General features: G+C 67.7%; 11 protein-coding genes. 5 read left to right on the top strand and 6 right to left on the bottom strand.

The window, feature by feature from the left end:
* Window positions 1-4: 4 nt before the first annotated feature.
* The 5 genes from QTI04_RS10410 to QTI04_RS10430 all read right to left on the bottom strand — a co-directional run bounded on the left by QTI04_RS10410 (window position 5) and on the right by QTI04_RS10430 (window position 9,408).
* Window positions 5-1,528: an alpha/beta hydrolase gene (locus QTI04_RS10410; RefSeq protein WP_286615513.1), complete on the bottom strand. Its 1,524-nt coding sequence runs from the start codon at window positions 1,526-1,528 to the stop codon at window positions 5-7.
* Window positions 1,529-1,703: 175 nt separating this feature from the next.
* Complete coding sequence (locus QTI04_RS10415; protein WP_286615515.1) at window positions 1,704-2,756, bottom strand: adenylate/guanylate cyclase domain-containing protein; 1,053 nt, start codon at window positions 2,754-2,756, stop codon at window positions 1,704-1,706.
* Entirely contained in the window at window positions 2,749-3,090 is a 342-nt protein-coding gene (locus tag QTI04_RS10420; RefSeq protein WP_286598680.1) for an Hpt domain-containing protein, read from the bottom strand. The genes QTI04_RS10415 and QTI04_RS10420 overlap by 8 nt, the downstream gene beginning before the upstream one ends.
* A 1-nt stretch (window position 3,091) precedes the next feature.
* Window positions 3,092-8,410 carry a GAF domain-containing protein gene (locus QTI04_RS10425; protein WP_286615516.1) on the bottom strand — a complete coding sequence of 1,773 codons (5,319 nt, stop codon included), beginning with the start codon at window positions 8,408-8,410 and terminating at the stop codon, window positions 3,092-3,094.
* Between the two features lie 95 nt (window positions 8,411-8,505).
* Window positions 8,506-9,408: a LysR family transcriptional regulator gene (locus QTI04_RS10430; protein WP_286615518.1), complete on the bottom strand. Its 903-nt coding sequence runs from the start codon at window positions 9,406-9,408 to the stop codon at window positions 8,506-8,508.
* A gap of 143 nt (window positions 9,409-9,551) precedes the next feature.
* Between QTI04_RS10430 and QTI04_RS10435 the strand changes: the two genes are divergently transcribed.
* From QTI04_RS10435 to QTI04_RS10455, 5 genes are read left to right on the top strand one after another with little or no spacing between them, the layout of a single operon-like run.
* Window positions 9,552-10,607, top strand: a complete 1,056-nt coding sequence (locus QTI04_RS10435; RefSeq protein WP_286615519.1) for an amidohydrolase family protein — start codon at window positions 9,552-9,554, stop codon at window positions 10,605-10,607.
* Between the two features lie 10 nt (window positions 10,608-10,617).
* Window positions 10,618-11,529: a VOC family protein gene (locus QTI04_RS10440; protein ID WP_286615521.1), complete on the top strand. Its 912-nt coding sequence runs from the start codon at window positions 10,618-10,620 to the stop codon at window positions 11,527-11,529.
* Window positions 11,526-12,389 (top strand): fumarylacetoacetate hydrolase family protein, encoded by an 864-nt coding sequence (locus QTI04_RS10445; protein WP_286615523.1) that lies wholly within the window; start codon window positions 11,526-11,528, stop codon window positions 12,387-12,389. Before QTI04_RS10440 ends, QTI04_RS10445 begins: the two co-directional genes overlap by 4 nt.
* Window positions 12,390-12,393: 4 nt before the next feature.
* Window positions 12,394-13,953 (top strand): bifunctional 3-(3-hydroxy-phenyl)propionate/3-hydroxycinnamic acid hydroxylase, encoded by a 1,560-nt coding sequence (locus tag QTI04_RS10450; RefSeq protein ID WP_286615524.1) that lies wholly within the window; start codon window positions 12,394-12,396, stop codon window positions 13,951-13,953.
* A gap of 35 nt (window positions 13,954-13,988) precedes the next feature.
* Window positions 13,989-14,963 carry a tripartite tricarboxylate transporter substrate binding protein gene (locus tag QTI04_RS10455; RefSeq protein WP_286615525.1) on the top strand — a complete coding sequence of 325 codons (975 nt, stop codon included), beginning with the start codon at window positions 13,989-13,991 and terminating at the stop codon, window positions 14,961-14,963.
* Between the two features lie 21 nt (window positions 14,964-14,984).
* On the opposite strand, the gene QTI04_RS10460 is transcribed toward QTI04_RS10455, so the two are convergent.
* Complete coding sequence (locus QTI04_RS10460) at window positions 14,985-15,410, bottom strand: heme-binding protein (protein ID WP_286598669.1); 426 nt, start codon at window positions 15,408-15,410, stop codon at window positions 14,985-14,987.
* Window positions 15,411-15,427: the final 17 nt, after the last annotated feature.

Genomic DNA, 15,427 nt, shown 5'->3' on the forward strand with positions numbered 1-15,427 from the left:
CCGGTCAGGACGGGCAGGCGGCGGTAGCCGCAATCGCGGCACGCAAGTCCTTCGTGGATTTCGTCACGTCGTCCGGCCCGAAGACGTTCTTCGTGTAGGTGCAGCCGTAGCTCGGCTGCGCGACGGTCGCCGGCGTCACGACGTCGTCGCCGCTCGGCGTCACGCCGTCACGCTCCCACTTGATCATGTCGTCGAATGCGGTGACCTGCTCCGCGACGGTGAAATCGCAATGCGAAGCCCCGCGGATCGCCCGCTGCACCAGCCATCCGCTATTGCCCTTGGCCGCAACACGCTTCTGGTAGATCTGCTCCATGCTGAATGGCACGTACATGTCGCCCAGAGTGTGCAGGGTGACGACCGGGATCTTGAACTCGCCATTGGCCTTGGGGATCCAGCGCAGCCCGTCCCTGCGGAGGCGATTGGCGTCTGCCTCGGCGGTGAGCTTGAGGGCTGCTGCGTTGAGGGCGGCGGAGCCCGCCGTGTCGCCGTCGATCACGTAGGTGAAGCGGTTCGTGTCGACGCCGCTCTTGTTGAGAATGCCGTTGACCGTGCCATCGCCGCCGAACACGCCCCAGACGAGGGGAAAGGTTCCGCCATTCGCGAAGCCGAGGTTGAACAACGGCCGCTCGCCGCCCGTGAGGTTCTTGATCACCGATGCGTACTTCGCACCCGTGGCCGTGGGCGTGACGGCGGCCGTCGGGGCTGCGGGGGATGGGAAGCTCGAGAACAAGGTCCCCGTCACCTGCGCCGCGATGTCCGCCCAACTGGTGAACGGGTACTTCGGCACGCCGGCCAGGGCTTGCGCAGTCACTTGCGCGGCGGCGAAATAGTCGAACAGTTCGGAGTCGCCGACCACGCCGCACATCGGCACCGCGCCGTTGTACTTGACCTTGTGGTTGGCCGTCGCGAACGCCTCGTCCTCGATGGCCGCGGCCGTGATGTGGCCACCCATCGAGTGGCCGGTGATGTAGATCTTGCTCGGCGCCGCCAGCGTGCGGCCGGCCGCGGCTGCAATCTTGTTGAACTCCAGGGCCAGTGCGTTGGTGTCCTCGACGCCCACGCGCACGTCGTAGTAGTTCTTGCTGTAGCTCGATGCGGCCCAGGCGTAGCCGTTCTGGATCAGGTAGCGGCGGATCGACGGATTGCTCACGCCCAGTGCGCTGCCCACGCCGGCATAGCCATGGGCGTACATCACGAGCTTGCCGTTCCAGTTGGCCGGCACCTCGACGCGGTAGGCGGCGGCGCCCAGCACGCCGGCCCAGCGGCTCGTCGTGGTGTTGTCGACCGTGTCGCCGGCATCGGCTGCCAGCGGGTCGAAGGTGGTCGCCGTCGGCGCCGCGGGTGCGAAGCTGCGGTCGTCCTGCGCGCGCTTTTCTTCCGGCGCGGGCGCGGGCGCCGGCGCAGGGGCAGGGGCGGGCGCAGGGGCTGCCGCGATCGGGAGGAAGGCCCCTCCGTTGCCGCCGCCACCGCACGCGGCAAGGCTGAGGGTGGTTGCCAGCGCCAGGAGCTGGACACGATTCTTTTGCATGGGTTTGTCTCCGGGATTTCTTGTGGTTGGACTGCAAGCTCGGGGAACACACGAACCGGCGCCGCGCTGCCTGGACAGCGCGGCGCCGGCGGTCGGAGCGTAGGGGGCGCCTGCGGAGACGCCGTTGCGGAGTAACCCGGAGGCGCTATCACCTATGCGACACGGAGTCGCGGAGCTAGCCGATGGCGGCGGCCGCGACGGCGTACACCTCGACGGGTGCCGCCTTGCCCCGGAACGAAGCCGGCCCCAGGGAGTCCACGACGATGCGGCCTTCGAGCGCCAGGCGGGTCGCGGGATCGATCAGGATCGTCCGCTTCGCGAGCTTGGTGTGCTCCTCGAGCCGCGCGGCGAGGTTCACCGTGTCGCCGATGCAGGTGTAGGTCGCGCGCTGGTGCGTGCCGGTGTAGCCCGCCACCATCTCGCCGGAGGCGACGCCCACGCCGATGCGGATCGCGGCCTTGTTCGCTGCCGTGCGCTCGACGTTCAGCAATTCGATCATCTCGACCATGTCGAGCGCCGCGCGCACGGCGGCGGCGCCGTGGTCGGGCAGCGGCAGCGGCGCGCCGAAGATCGCCATCAGCCCGTCGCCGATCATCTGATTCACCACGCCGCCATGGCCGTTGATCGCATCGAACATCAGGGTGTAGTAGGTGTTCAGAAGCTCGATGGTCTCTTCGGGCGGCTGCGACTCGACCAGCGAAGTGAAGCCGCGGATGTCGCAGAACATCACCGTGGCCTGCACCCGGCGACCGCCCAGCGCGAAGCCGGATTGCTGCAGGTCCTGCGCGACCTCTGAGGTCGCGAAGCGGCGCACCATTTCCTTCTGCTGGTCGCGCAAGCGCTTCTTCTCGAGGCTGGCGCCGATGCGGGCCTTCAGCAGCACGGCATTGACGGGCTTGTGGAGGTAGTCTTCGGCGCCCAGCTCGATGCAGCGCGCGATGTCGGCCACACCCTCGAGCGACGAGGTCACGATGACCGGCAAGTCGCGCAGCTTGACGTCGGCGGTCAGGTGTTCCAGCACCTCGAAGCCGGTCATCTCGGGCATTTCCATGTCGAGCAGCATCAGGTCGAAGGCGTCGCGCCGGAGCATCTCCAAGGCGATGCGCCCGTTCTCCGCGCATCGGACGCTGTGGCCCTGGAGTTCGAGGCTGCGGGTCATCAGCAGGCGGTTGACCTTGTTGTCATCCGCCACCAGCAGGCGGGCCGGCGCATGGCGAAGATCAACCATGGGTCAGCTCCTGGAGGGCCGCGGCGACGCGGGCATATTCCTGCGCCAGCGCATCGAGCGCGTTCGATGGCTGCGCAGCCGGCAGGCCGCCGAGTTCCTGTTCGCGTGCCATGGCACCGAGCGTGAGGGCACCGAAGGTGAGGCTGTTCGACTTCAGCGAATGCGCCGCACGCCGGAAGGTATCGGCGTCGCCCGTGGCAAGGGCATCGCGAAGCTCCTGCAGCATGGTGGGTGCTTCTTCGAGGAAGGTCTGCACCAGTTCCTTCACGAAGTCGGCGCCTGCAGCCTCCTGCAACTCCGAAAAAATTGCGTGGTCGATGGTCGCGTCGCTCATCTCATCGGTCCTTTCGTGCGGGCACGCTGTTCAGTGCTTCGACCAGCCGGTCGACGCGAATCGGCTTGGTCAGGTAGTCGTCCATTCCGGCTTCCATGCACATCTCCCGATCGCCCTGCATGGCGTTGGCCGTCATCGCCACGATGCGCGGCCTCATCGGTCCATCCAGCAGCGTGCAGATCTGCCGGGTCGCATCCAGTCCATCCAATTCGGGCATCTGCACGTCCATCAGCACCACATCGTAGGCCTGCCGCTGGACCGACTCCACGGCTTCGATGCCGTTGGAAGCGAGGTCGGCGCGATAGCCCATCTGCTGAAGCAGGCGCAATGCGAGCTTCTGGTTCACCGCGTTGTCCTCCGCGAGCAGGATGCGCAGCGGATGGCGTCCGGCCATGGAGGGATCGATCTGCGGCTTGGCCGCAGCGCTGGAGGCTGGCTTCGCGGGCGTGTCGTGCGCGAGCAGACTCACCAGCGTGTCGAACAGTTGAGACTGGTGAATCGGTTTCGACAGATAGGCGTTGAACAGCGACTCGGCGTCACCGACTTCGCGTCGGCCCAGCGAGCTGAAGAGCACGAGCGGCAGCGTGGCATGGCTTGCTCGAATCCGCCGTGCCAGCGTGACGCCATCCATCTCCGGCATGTGCATGTCGACGATCGCGAGATCGAAGCGTTCGCCTTGTTCAAGCCAGCTCAGGGCCTCGGCTGGCGAATCGGTGTCGCGCGGGTCCATGCCCCACTTGCCTGACTGCAGCGCGAGCACGCGGCGGTTGGTGGCGTTGTCGTCGACGATCAGTACGCGTTTGCCCTTCAGCTCGAACTGCACGCCAATGAACTCGCGCCGGGAGCTCGGAGGCAGTTGCGCGATCGGTGCCTCGATGGTGAAGAAGAAGGTCGAACCGGTTCCCGGCCCATCGCTCTCGACCCACATGGTTCCGCCCATCAGCTCGGCCAGCCGCTTGCTGATTGCCAGTCCCAGTCCGGTGCCGCCGTACTTGCGCGTGGTGCTGGAGTCGGCCTGTGAGAAGGACTGGAACAGCCGGCCCATGCCTTCCACCGACAGGCCGATGCCGGTGTCTCGCACGGCGAAGGTCAGGGCCACCTTGCCGGCGGAGGCGGGCTCGGAACTCACGGTCAACACGACCTCGCCGGTCTCGGTGAACTTCACCGCATTGCTCAGCAGGTTCAGCAGGATCTGCCGCAGCCGCGTGAGGTCCCCGTTGACCGCTGGCGGCACGTCGCCCTCGAAGACATAGGCGGTGTCGAGGTCCTTCTCGGTCGCGCGCGTGCTCACGAGGTCGAGTGCGGTTTCCACGCAGTCGCGCAGGTCGAAGGGATGTTCCTCGATGTCCATGCGGCCGGCCTCGATTTTCGAGTAGTCGAGGATGTCGTTGATGATGGTCAGCAATGCGTCGCCCGAATCGCGGATGGTCGCGGCGTAGTCCAACTGCTCGGTGTCGAGCGTCGTGTCGAGCAGCAGGCCGCTCATCCCGATCACCGCGTTCATCGGCGTGCGGATCTCGTGGCTCATCATCGCCAGGAAGGCGCTCTTCGCGGCGTTGGCGGCCTCGGCCGCGGCACGCGCCTGGCGGGTCTCGTTGAACAGCCGCGCGTTCTGGATCGCGATCACGGCCTGGTCCGCGAACGTCTTCAGCAGTTTGATTTCCTTGTCGGCGAAAGGGCCCGGCGGCTGGCGCGTGACGTGTATCGAGCCGATGTAGCTGCCTTCCCAGAGGAGCGGGGCAATCATGATCGCGTAGGTGCCGATGGTCCTGGCGATCTCGCGCATGAACGGCGGAAGCGCCGGTTCGGCGAGCGCATCCGGAACGTGGAGGACGTCGGGGCCGCCCATGGACAGGCCGCCGGGCGGCGGGCGGTCGATGGGGCGGGGATAGAACTGCTCGAGTATTTCGCGCGCCGACCCGCGGTGGGCGCCCAGGTGCACCAGCCCGTCTGCACCGAGCAGCGAGATGCCCATCTGGCGGCCTGAGAACAGCCGCTGGCAGCTTTCCAGGATCTTCTCGAACACGGGCTGTGCGTCTTCCATGGAGCCGCTGATGACCTGCAGCACTTCCGATGTCGCAGTCTGCTGCTCCAGCGCCTCGCGCGTCTCGTTGAACTGGCGCGTGTTCTCGATGGCGATCACGGCCTGGTCGGCGAAGGTTCGCGCGAGCTTGGTTTCCTGGTCGCTGAACGCTCCTGGGGTGTCCCGGAGGACGACGATCGACCCTATGGCCTTGTGATCCTTCATCAGCGGGACAAAGAGACCCGACCGATAGCCGAGCGCCACCGCAAGGTCCTTCATGCGCGGGAACTCTTCGATGCCCGCCTGGGTATCCGCCACATTGATGACACGCGCATCGAGCATGCAGGCGCCGGCGCCGCTGCCGCGATCCAGCGGCCAGGGCTTCAGGAACCCGCCCTGGCGCTCGCCGCGCGTGCCGTCGTCGGCAAACGCCACGGTCTCGATCATGCCGTCGCGCGGCATGCAGAATGCGACCGCGCGGCCCTCGAACAGGTGCTGGCAGGCCTGCACGATGGCATTGAAGACGGGCTGCGTCTCGGTCGGGGAACTGCTGATGACGCGCAGGATCTCGGCAATGGCGGTCTGCTGCTCCAGAGCCTCGCGGGTCTCGCTGATGAGTCGCACGTTCTCGATCGCGATCACCGCCTGGTCGGCGAAGGTCTGCACGAGCCCGATCTCGACCGGCGCGAAAGGCCGCACCTGGTTGCGCAGCAGCGCGATCGCGCCGATCGATTGGCCGTCGCGAAGCATCGGCACGGCCAGCACCGTGCGAAAGCCGTTGCGCGCCTGGAGTTCGCGCACGTCCGGGTACTCTGTGTCCATGAGGGGCACGACATCCTCTACGTGCACGCAACGGCGTTCCAGGAACGCGCGGCCCGCGATCGACCCGGTACGGAGCGGCAGCTCCACGCCCATGGCGCCGGCTTCGTACGCCGGCCCGTAGCTCGTCATCGCGCGCAACTTGCCGTCGACGGCGAGCCACACGCGGCTGCCCTCGGACCGGCACAGGATGCCGGCGCGTTCGGCCACCGTATCGAGAACCGGCTGCACGTCCGTCGGTGAGGCGCTGATGACCTTCAGCACCTCGGAGGTGGCGGTCTGGCGCTCCAGTGCCTCGCGTGTCTCGCTGATGAGTCGCACGTTCTCGATCGCGATCACCGCCTGGTCGGCGAAGAGCTTGAGCAGGTCGATCTGGCGTTGCGGCGTCACGCCGGGCTCGGGCCAGGCGGTGGAGATCACGCCGATGGGCATGCCATCCTTGAGCATCGGCGCGGAAATGATCCGGCGCCAGTTCCCGGTGTTCGCGAGCTTGCGGTCGTAGTTCGGCTCCGACCACGTGTCCTCGATGCTGAGCGCCTTTCGTTCCTGGATGACTCGGCCGGTCAACTGCTGCAGGCTGGGGGGACTGGGCCACACCTCGCGTGCGGATGCCAGCGCCGCTTCGGACCAGTTCCGGGTCGCGGCCAGGTGAACAAGCCGGCCGTCGTAGCTGAAGATGGCGGAAGTCGGGCTGCCGAAGAGTCGCGTCGCGCAATCCAGGATGGCCTCGAACACCGGCGTCACGTCGGTTGGTGATTCGCTGATGACGCGCAGCACGTCGCTGATCGATGTCTGGTATTCGAGCGACTCTGTCAGCTCGGCGGTCCGTTCCTCCACCTTGTGCAGCGCCTCCTGTGTCTCGTTGAAGAGGCGCGCGTTCTGGATCGCGATCACCGCCTGGTCGGCGAAGGTCTTGAGCAGCGCCCGTTCGCTGCGCCGGAAGGGGCCCACCTCGCTGCGCTGCATGCTCAGCAGTCCGATGCCGCGGCCCTGCCACATCAGCGGCGCGGCCACGTTCGCGAAGCTCCTTCCGAGTTGCAGGGCATTGCGGCGCAGCACCGGCGGTGCAGCGGGGTCGTTCAGGACGTCGGCGAATTCCACCAGGTCTCCGCTGCGGAAAGCCAGTTCGGCCGAGGTGTCGCCCGGCGCCGCCGGATAGCTCGCCTGCATCACGGGCTGGAGTTGGGCGGCGCGGGCCTCGCCGATCGCCACCCGGCCGGCGGGCGTCATCATCCAGCGCGTGAGCGCGAGCCGGCCTTGGTCGTCGACCATCATCAGCGCGAAGGAGCTGACGTCGAACAGCCGTTCGCAGCACTCGAGGATCTTGTCGAACACCGGGCCGGGGTCGGCGACGGAGCTGCCGATCACCCGCAGTACCTCGGCCGTCGCGGTCTGGTGCGCCAGCGTCTCCTGCGTTTCGTCGAACAGGCGAGCGTTCTCCAGCGCGACGCCCATGCTGGCAGCCACCGTTTCGAGGAGCTGGATCTCGTCGGCCCCGAAGGCGTATTCGCGCTCGTGGTTCTGCAGGCCGAGGGCGCCGAGGACGCGGTCGCTGCCGATGATGGGTACGGCGGCGATCGAATGCGCCCAGTCGGTCCCCGGCGAGGGGTGAAGGCCAGCCCGGGTCTGCTCATCGCGCGTGTTCGCAACGCGGACCTGGCGGTCGCGAAGGATCTGTTCCAGCACCTCGCCGGGCCTCACCGGCCGTGCCGGCGGCAAGGGCAGCGGAAGGTTGTGCTCATAGCGGTACAGCGCCTGCACGAGGTTGGTCTTGTCGTCCCACCACAGGATGTTGACGTCGCCGGAGTCGAAGACCTCGCGCAGCTTGTCGCCCACCATGTGGATGATGGCTTCGAACGGCAGCCGGGCCGCGATGCCCTCCTGGATGCTGTCGATGAGCGTGAGGGCGCCTGCGCGCTGCGCGAGCTCGGCGGTGCGTCGGGCCAGCCGACGCTCCACGTCTTCGCGGGAGCGGATATTGGACAAGGCCACTGCGGCCTGGCTCGCCAATGCGCCCAGCAGGCCGCGGTCGGTGTCATGGAACCGGCCGACCGCGCCTTCGATGTCGGCATAGAGAAAGCCGAGCAGCTCGTCCCCCACCATCAAAGGTGCGATCAGGCATGAGCGCTGGGCAGCGGGTTTGGCGCCGCCAGGTCCGTGCCGCAGGCTGGAAATCCGCGTGCGGCGGGATTCGGCAAGCCAGGGTTCGATGGCGCAGAGCAGGGCGGCGGCATCTTCGTCGCGCGGCAGCATCGAGCCGGCGATCCGCAGGCTGTCGTCGGCATCGAGCACCAGAAGCACCCGCTGCGCACCGCCGAGATCGGTCGCCTCGCGGATCAGGCAGTCGTGCAACTCGCTCTCGCTGCGCGCCCCGTTCAGGCGCAGGCCGCTGTCGACGAGCCGCTCGAAGGGCTCGCGCGGGTCGGCGTCGGCGCGCAGCGCGTGCATCGACAGTGGCCGGGACCGGGACTCTGCCATGGGGCATTGGCTCCTGCGATCAGGGGGATGGTGCGCGGGCGGCGCATCACCGCGTGGAGTCTAGCGAAGCGGCGGGAAGATGCGCAGCCCCCCGATCAGGAAACGAACAGCCGCTGCACCAGCCCGCGCAGCCAGATGTTGGACGCGTCCTGGTGAAAGCGCCGGTGCCAGAATTGGTGCACCTCGACCACGGGCGCCTTGAAGGGCGGGTCGACGATGCGGATGCTGGCGTAGCGCATGCAGATGTTCGCCAGGTCGCGCGGCACGGTCGCGACCAGATCCGATGCCTCGATGATGGGCAACAGGCTCATGAAGTGCGACAGCCCGACCAGCACACGCCGCTTCAGTCCCCGGCGCTGCAGGAACTGGTCGAGCAGATGCTCGCGGCCGTCGGGGCTCACCACGGCGTGGGAGGCGGCCAGGTAGGTCTTGAGGGTCAGGCGCTCGCCGATGGTCGGATGCTCCCCGCGCACGATGCACACGTAGTCGTTGCGAAACAGCTTCTGCAGGAAGAAGCCCGCCTTCTGCAGGTCCGGCAGGTAGCCGATGGCGAGTTCGGCCGCGCCGGTCTCCAGCGCTTCGGCCGCCGCCTGGCGTGGCATCGACAGGGTGCGCAGGTCGCAATGCGGCGCCTCTTGCGCGAAGGCCGCCAGGATGCGCGGCAGGAAGTGCACTTCGGCAATGTCTGGCGTGACGAGGGTGAACAACTTGCTGGCCTGCAGCGGATTGAAACCAGGTGCCGGCAGGATGTCGGCCTTGATGGTTTCTATGACGCGCCGCACCGCACCATCGAGCTCGGCGGCGCGCGGTGTGGGCTGCATGCCGGCGGCGGTCTTCACGAACAAGGCATCGTTGAACAGCAGCCGCAGCCGGGAGACGGCCGCGCTCATGGCCGGCTGGCTCAGGCCGATGGCCTCCGCGGCGCGGGTGACGCTGCGGTGCTCCGACATGGCGTGGAAGGCCACCAGGAGGTTGAGGTCGACTTGCCTGATATCCATGCGGTGGATTCTATGTATACGGCAAATCCACTTCATAAATGGCCTGCCGCTCCCTAGACTTCGCCTCCAACAGCCCCGCCGACGTGGTTGCGACGCGGTGACAGGAGACAACATGGTTCATCGGATCTGGAAAAGTGCCGCACATGGCTGAGGGCACGCCGCGCCTGCGCTGCGCTTGCGGCATCGACGTGCACGCGCACATGGTTCCGGCGGAGTTCCCGGCCTACCTCGGCAGCAAGGTGCCGGCGCAATGGCCGTCGACCGCTGCGGCGCCCGATGCAGGGGGCCTGTGCCATCGCCGCGTGATGATCGCCGGCAAGAACTACCGGACGGTCTCGGAGAAGTGCTGGAGCGTGACGCGCCGTCTGGCCGATCTGCCGGAGATGGGCTTGGCGCACCAGGCCCTCTCGCCGATGCCGGAATTGCTGTCGTACTGGATGGAGCCGCCCGATGCGCAGCAGCTTCTTCGCTACCTCAACGAGCAGATCGCGTCGATGGTGGCCGAGTCGGGCGGAGTGCTGATCGGCATGGGCGCCGTGCCGCTGCAGGACATCGACCTCGCGATCGCCGAGCTTCGGCATGCCGTCGAGACACTGGGATTCGCTGGTGTCGAGATCGGCAGCAACGTCAATGGCACGCCCATCGGCGATCCGCGATTCGATCCCTTCTTCGAGGCTTGCGAGGCGCTTGACGCCGCGGTGTTCGTGCATGCGCTCAAGCCGACCGGCATGGACCGGCTGGTGGGGCCGGCCCCTCTGCAGCAGGTGCTTGCCTATCCAACCGATGTCGGGTTGGCCGCCGCGTCCGTCATTACGGGCAATCTGCTGATGCGCCGGCCCAAGCTGCGCATCGCCTTCAGCCACGGTGGCGGCACGCTTGCCATGCTGCTGCCGCGCCTGCAGCAAGGGTGGGGTGTGTTCCCGGCGTTGAAGGAGCAGGTGCAGGCATCGCCGGTCGAGCAGGCGCGTCGCCTCTTCTACGACACGCTGGTATTCGATTCGTCCACGCTGGCGCATCTGGTGGCGCAGTTCGGCGCCACGCAGTTGATGGTCGGCACCGACTACCCGTTCAATTTCCACGAGCACGCGCCGTTGGCGCGGATCGAATCGGCCGGCCTGGGAGCCGACGTGGCAGATCACTTGATCGACGGCAATGCGCGGCGCTTTCTCGCGCGCGCCTTCGCATCGACGAAGCATTGAAGGAGCGCCCATGAGTTCACCCTGGATCAGCGGCCTGCGCAGCGTCGCGCTCGACGTGCCGGACCTCGCGCGCGCCGAGGACTTCTACACCCGCGTCTGGCACCTGCAGGTCGCGGCGCGCACGGACGATGCGATCTATCTGCGCGGGACCGGTGCCGACCACCATTTGCTGGCGCTTCACCGCGGCGGCGCGGTGTGCGCGATCCGGCACGTGACCTTGCGTGCGCGCAGTTCGGAGGCACTGCGGGCCGTGGCCGAAGCGGCGGTGCGCGCCGGAGGCCGGGTCGTCGAAGGGCCGGCGCCCATTGCCGAGCCCGGCGGCGGCATCGGACTCACGCTGCGCGATCCGCACGGCCGCCTGTTGCAAGTGGTGCACGGCGATGCCTTGCACGCCGATGCGCACGAAGCCGAGGACCGGCCATCGCGCCTCGCGCACGTGGTCCTCAATAGTCATGACGTAGCGGGCACGCAAGCCTTCTTCGAGCAGGCCCTGGCCTTCCGGCTGGCCGATCGCACGCGGATCATGGCCTTCCTCAACTGCAACGCCGACCACCACAGCGTGGCGTTGGGCGACACCGACAACGATGCGCTCAACCACATCGCCTTCGTGATGCCCGACCTCGAATCGGTGATGCGCGGCGGCGGCCGCATGAAGGACGCGGGCCACGCGATCGAATGGGGCCCCGGCCGGCACGGACCTGGCGACAACACCTTCAACTACTTCATCGGCCCCTTCGGCGAAGTGATCGAGTACACGGCCGAGGTCGAGCAGATCGACGACAGCTACGTCGCAGGCGGCCCGGCCGACTGGACGTGGCCGCCCGGTCGTGTCGACCAGTGGGGCATTTCGCAGCCGCCGTCGGCGCGCCTCAAGGAAGCGCAGCGACAGGTTTTCTTCATCCCGACTCCGGAGCATTCATGAAATTCACCACCTTCCTGCACAACGGGCACGCGCGCCTCGGCGTGGTCGACGGCGACCAGCTCATCGACCTGCAGGCGGCCCAGCCGCAGGTGCCATCGGACCTGCGCGCCGCGCTGGCCGCGGGCGTCGATCTGGCGGCAGCGGCCGAGGCGGCCATCGCGTCGACCGCGCCGCGCCTCCCGCTGGCCGGCCAGAAGTTCGCGCCGCTGGTGCCCGAGCCGGGCAAGATCATCTGCCTCGGCCTCAACTACTTCGACCATGCGAAGGAAGGCGGGCGCGAGAAGCCCGAGTACCCGTGGTTCTTCTTCCGCGGCGCGACCTCGCTGGTGGCACATGGCGCGCCGGGCATCCTGCCCAAGGTGTCGGGCAAGTTCGACTACGAGGCCGAGCTGGCGCTGGTGATCGGCCGTCGCGTGCCACGCCATGTGTCGCAGGAGGATGCACCCGGCTACGTGTTCGGCTACACCTGCTTCAACGACATGTCGGTGCGCGACTACCAGAAGCGTACGCCGCAATGGACCATCGGCAAGAACTTCGACGGCACGGGCGGCTTCGGTCCGGTGCTGGTCACCTCCGATGAGCTGCCGCCCGCGGCTGCCGGACTGAAGATCCAGGGCCGTCTCAACGGCGAGGTGATGCAGAGCGCGAACACGACAGACATGATCTGGGGCGTCGCCGAAACCATTTCCCTGCTGAGCGACGTGCTCACGCTGGAGCCGGGCGATGTGATCGTGATGGGCACGCCGGCCGGCGTCGGCCAGGCGCGCACGCCGCCGGTATGGATGAAGGCCGGCGACACCTTCGAGGTCGAGATCGAGCGCATCGGCACGCTCGTGAACCCGATCCGCGCCGAGGACTGAAAGCATGGCTTCATCGGTTCAACGCGGCGTCGACTTCGACGTCGCGGTGGTCGGCTTCGGTCCGTCCGGGGCGGTGGCGGCGGGTCTGCTCGCCGGCATGGGCTTGCGTGTGTGGGTATGCGACCGTTCGCGTGAGGTCTATGACAAGCCGCGCGCCATTGCCGTGGACCACGAGATTCTTCGCGTGTTCCAGCAACTCGGCGTGATGGATGCCGTGGCGCCGCACCTGGAGCCCTTCACGCCGTCGGAGTACTTCGGCGTGGACGGCCAGCTGATCAAGCGGCTGACCATGGTCGCGCCGCCATACCCGCTGGGCTACACGCCGTCGAACGTGTTCACGCAGCCGCCGGTCGAAGCCGCACTGGGTGCGCATGTGCAGGGGCACGCCAATGCCACGGTGGAGCTCGGGACCCAGGTGACGTCGCTGGATCAGGACGATGAAGGCGTCACGCTGCAATGGCGCCGTGACGACGGGGAGGAGGGCCGCACGCGCGCGCGCTGGGTCGTGGCATGCGACGGTGCGTCGAGCAGCGTGCGCGAGCAAGTGGGCATGGCGCTGGAAGACCTTTCCTTCGACGAGCCGTGGCTGGTGGTGGACGTGCTGGCCAATGCGCGCGGTATGGCGAAGCTGCCTGCGACCAGCGTGCAGTACTGCGAGCCGGATCGGCCCTGCACGATGGTGATCGGGCCCGGCAATCACCGGCGCTGGGAGATCTCGCTCAAGCCCGGAGAAGATCCGCAGAAGGTCGTCGAACCGGCCGAGACATGGAAGCTGCTGTCCCGCTGGCTGACGCCGGAAGACGGGAAGCTGTGGCGCCAGGCAAGCTATCGATTTCATGCGCTGGTGGCCGACCGCTGGCGCAGCGGCCGGGTGTTCGTCGCCGGCGATGCGGCGCACCAGCAGCCGCCCTTCCTGGGGCAGGGCATGTGCCAGGGTGTGCGCGATGTCGCCAACCTAGCCTGGAAGTTGGCCGCGGTGTGCCACGGCGAAGTGCGGGGTGCGGCGGCCGAGGCGTTGCTCGACAGCTACGGCATCGAACGTGCGCAGCACGTGCGCCAGCTCACCAGCCGCATCAAGGGCATCGGCGCCGTGATCTGCGAGCGCGACGAAACCAAGGCGCGCGAGCGCGACGCCCGCATGCTGGCCGAATGCGGTGGCGTGGTGCGCGACATGCCGCGGCAAGACGTGCTGCCGGGGCTGGAGCTTGGATTGCTGTCGCCCGCGCCGCATGGGGCCAACGGAACGATCTTTCCGCAGCCCTGGGTCGAGCAGGGCGAGGCGCGTGTGCGCTTCGACACCTTGGCCGGCAATGGCTGGTGGCTGGTGCTCGATCCGGCTTTCGACGCCATGGATGCGCAGGCGCTGGCGCGCGGCGTGCCCGCCATGACCATCCTGCGCCTCGGCGACGCACTGCGCGAGACCGAGGGCGTGGCCGCCGACTGGTTTCGCCGCCACGGTTGCCGAGCCGCCATCGTGCGACCCGACCGCTACGTGTACGGCGTGGCCTCGAACGCCGCTGAACTCGATGCGCAACTGAGCGCGCTCGCGGCCCGGCTTGGCTGAACGCTCATCCCATTCAAAACAACGGAGACAAAGTGATGAACAGAAGAGGCTTTCAACTGACGCTTGCCGCTGCGGCGCTGGGCCCGCATGCATGGGTGCGCGCGCAGGAGCCGTGGCCCGTCAAGCCCATCAAGGTGGTGCTCTCGCAGCCGGCGGGCTCCGGGCCCGACAACATCGCGCGGCTGCTGGGCGACGGTCTCGCGCAGTCGATCGGCCAGCCCTTCGTGATCGACAACAAGCCGGGCGGCCAGAACGTGATCGGCGCGCAAGCGGCCAGGCAGGCGGCGCCGGATGGCTATACCTTCTACTTCGCGACAACCGCCGCGCTGGTGACCAACAGCTACCTCTTCAAGACGCTGCCCTACGACCCGCTGAAGGACTTCGTGCCGGTGGCCTTCGTCGCGAACAGCCCGTTCGCGCTGCTGGTGAATGCCGATTCGCCCATCAAGTCGGTAGACGAACTCATCGCACGCAGCAAGGCCGAGCCGGGCAAGCTGTCGCTGGCCAACGAAGGCCCGCGCACCTTCGGCGGCATGATCGCGCGCCTGTTCAACGCACGCGCCAAGGCCGGCGCCAACCTGGTCGCCTACAGCTCGATCGGAACGGGCGTGCAGGATCTCATGGGCGGGCATTCGGAGGCGCTGGTAGCCGACGTGGCGTCGACCGCGCAATTGGTGCGGCAGGGGCGGCTGCGAATGCTCGCCGTGACCTCGCCGAAGCGCATCGCGGGCTGGGACAACGTGCCCGCACTGGCCGAGACTCTACCTGGCGTCGACATGGTGGGATGGCTGGCGGTCGTCGCGCCAGCAGGTACGCCGGAGCCCATCGTCACGCGCATGAACGCGGGGATCAACAGCATGCTCGCGAACCCGGCCTTCGCCGAGAAGCTGCTGGCGATCGGGCCGATTGCCGCGCCGCCGCAGTCGCCGCAGCAGTTCGATGCCTTCCTGCGCGGGGAGCATCGCCGCCTCGGGCAGATCGCCGCGGAGATCGGCTTGCTGCCGGAATAGTCTCTGGTCTTGCGGCGGTATTCAGCCGGGCACGAAGCCCGCCGCCTTGACGCCGGCCATGCAGATGGCCTCGTCCTCGTCTCCGGTGCCGCCGCTGGCGCCCACGGCGCCAAGCACCGCGCCTTGCGCATCCTTGATCAGCACGGCACCGGTCTGCGGCAGGAAGCGGCCGCCCGAGGTGGCTGCGAGCGACACGAAGAAGTTCGGGTTGCCCTTTGCGCGCTCGCCGAGCGTGCGGCTCGACACGCCCATACCGACCGCACCCCAGGCCTTGCCCTGGGCCACTTCGAAACGAAACATGCTGGCACCGTCTTCACGCGCGAAGGCCTTGAGATGCCCTGCGTCGTCGAGCACCACCACGCCCATGGGCTGATAGCCGGCCTGCTTCGATGCGGCGAGGGCGGCGCTGATGATCTGGTTGGCCTGGTCGAGTGTGAGTGAGGTCATGGTGCGCGATGCGTGTG

It is taken from the genome of Variovorax sp. J22R115, assembly GCF_030317005.1.
GTDB lineage: Bacteria > Pseudomonadota > Gammaproteobacteria > Burkholderiales > Burkholderiaceae_C > Variovorax.

What these genes read in the sequence shown, in the direction of transcription:
- QTI04_RS10420 (WP_286598680.1), bottom strand. Translation starts at nt 3,090, where the DNA reads ATGAGCGACGCGACCATCGACCACGCAATTTTTTCGGAGTTGCAGGAG.
- QTI04_RS10425 (WP_286615516.1), bottom strand. Translation starts at nt 8,410, where the DNA reads ATGGCAGAGTCCCGGTCCCGGCCACTGTCGATGCACGCGCTGCGCGCC.
- QTI04_RS10430 (WP_286615518.1), bottom strand. Translation starts at nt 9,408, where the DNA reads ATGGATATCAGGCAAGTCGACCTCAACCTCCTGGTGGCCTTCCACGCC.
- QTI04_RS10440 (WP_286615521.1), top strand. Translation starts at nt 10,618, where the DNA reads ATGAGTTCACCCTGGATCAGCGGCCTGCGCAGCGTCGCGCTCGACGTG.
- QTI04_RS10415 (WP_286615515.1), bottom strand. Translation starts at nt 2,756, where the DNA reads ATGGTTGATCTTCGCCATGCGCCGGCCCGCCTGCTGGTGGCGGATGAC.
- QTI04_RS10460 (WP_286598669.1), bottom strand. Translation starts at nt 15,410, where the DNA reads ATGACCTCACTCACACTCGACCAGGCCAACCAGATCATCAGCGCCGCC.
- QTI04_RS10410 (WP_286615513.1), bottom strand. Translation starts at nt 1,528, where the DNA reads ATGCAAAAGAATCGTGTCCAGCTCCTGGCGCTGGCAACCACCCTCAGC.
- QTI04_RS10450 (WP_286615524.1), top strand. Translation starts at nt 12,394, where the DNA reads ATGGCTTCATCGGTTCAACGCGGCGTCGACTTCGACGTCGCGGTGGTC.
- QTI04_RS10445 (WP_286615523.1), top strand. Translation starts at nt 11,526, where the DNA reads ATGAAATTCACCACCTTCCTGCACAACGGGCACGCGCGCCTCGGCGTG.
- QTI04_RS10435 (WP_286615519.1), top strand. Translation starts at nt 9,552, where the DNA reads ATGGCTGAGGGCACGCCGCGCCTGCGCTGCGCTTGCGGCATCGACGTG.
- QTI04_RS10455 (WP_286615525.1), top strand. Translation starts at nt 13,989, where the DNA reads ATGAACAGAAGAGGCTTTCAACTGACGCTTGCCGCTGCGGCGCTGGGC.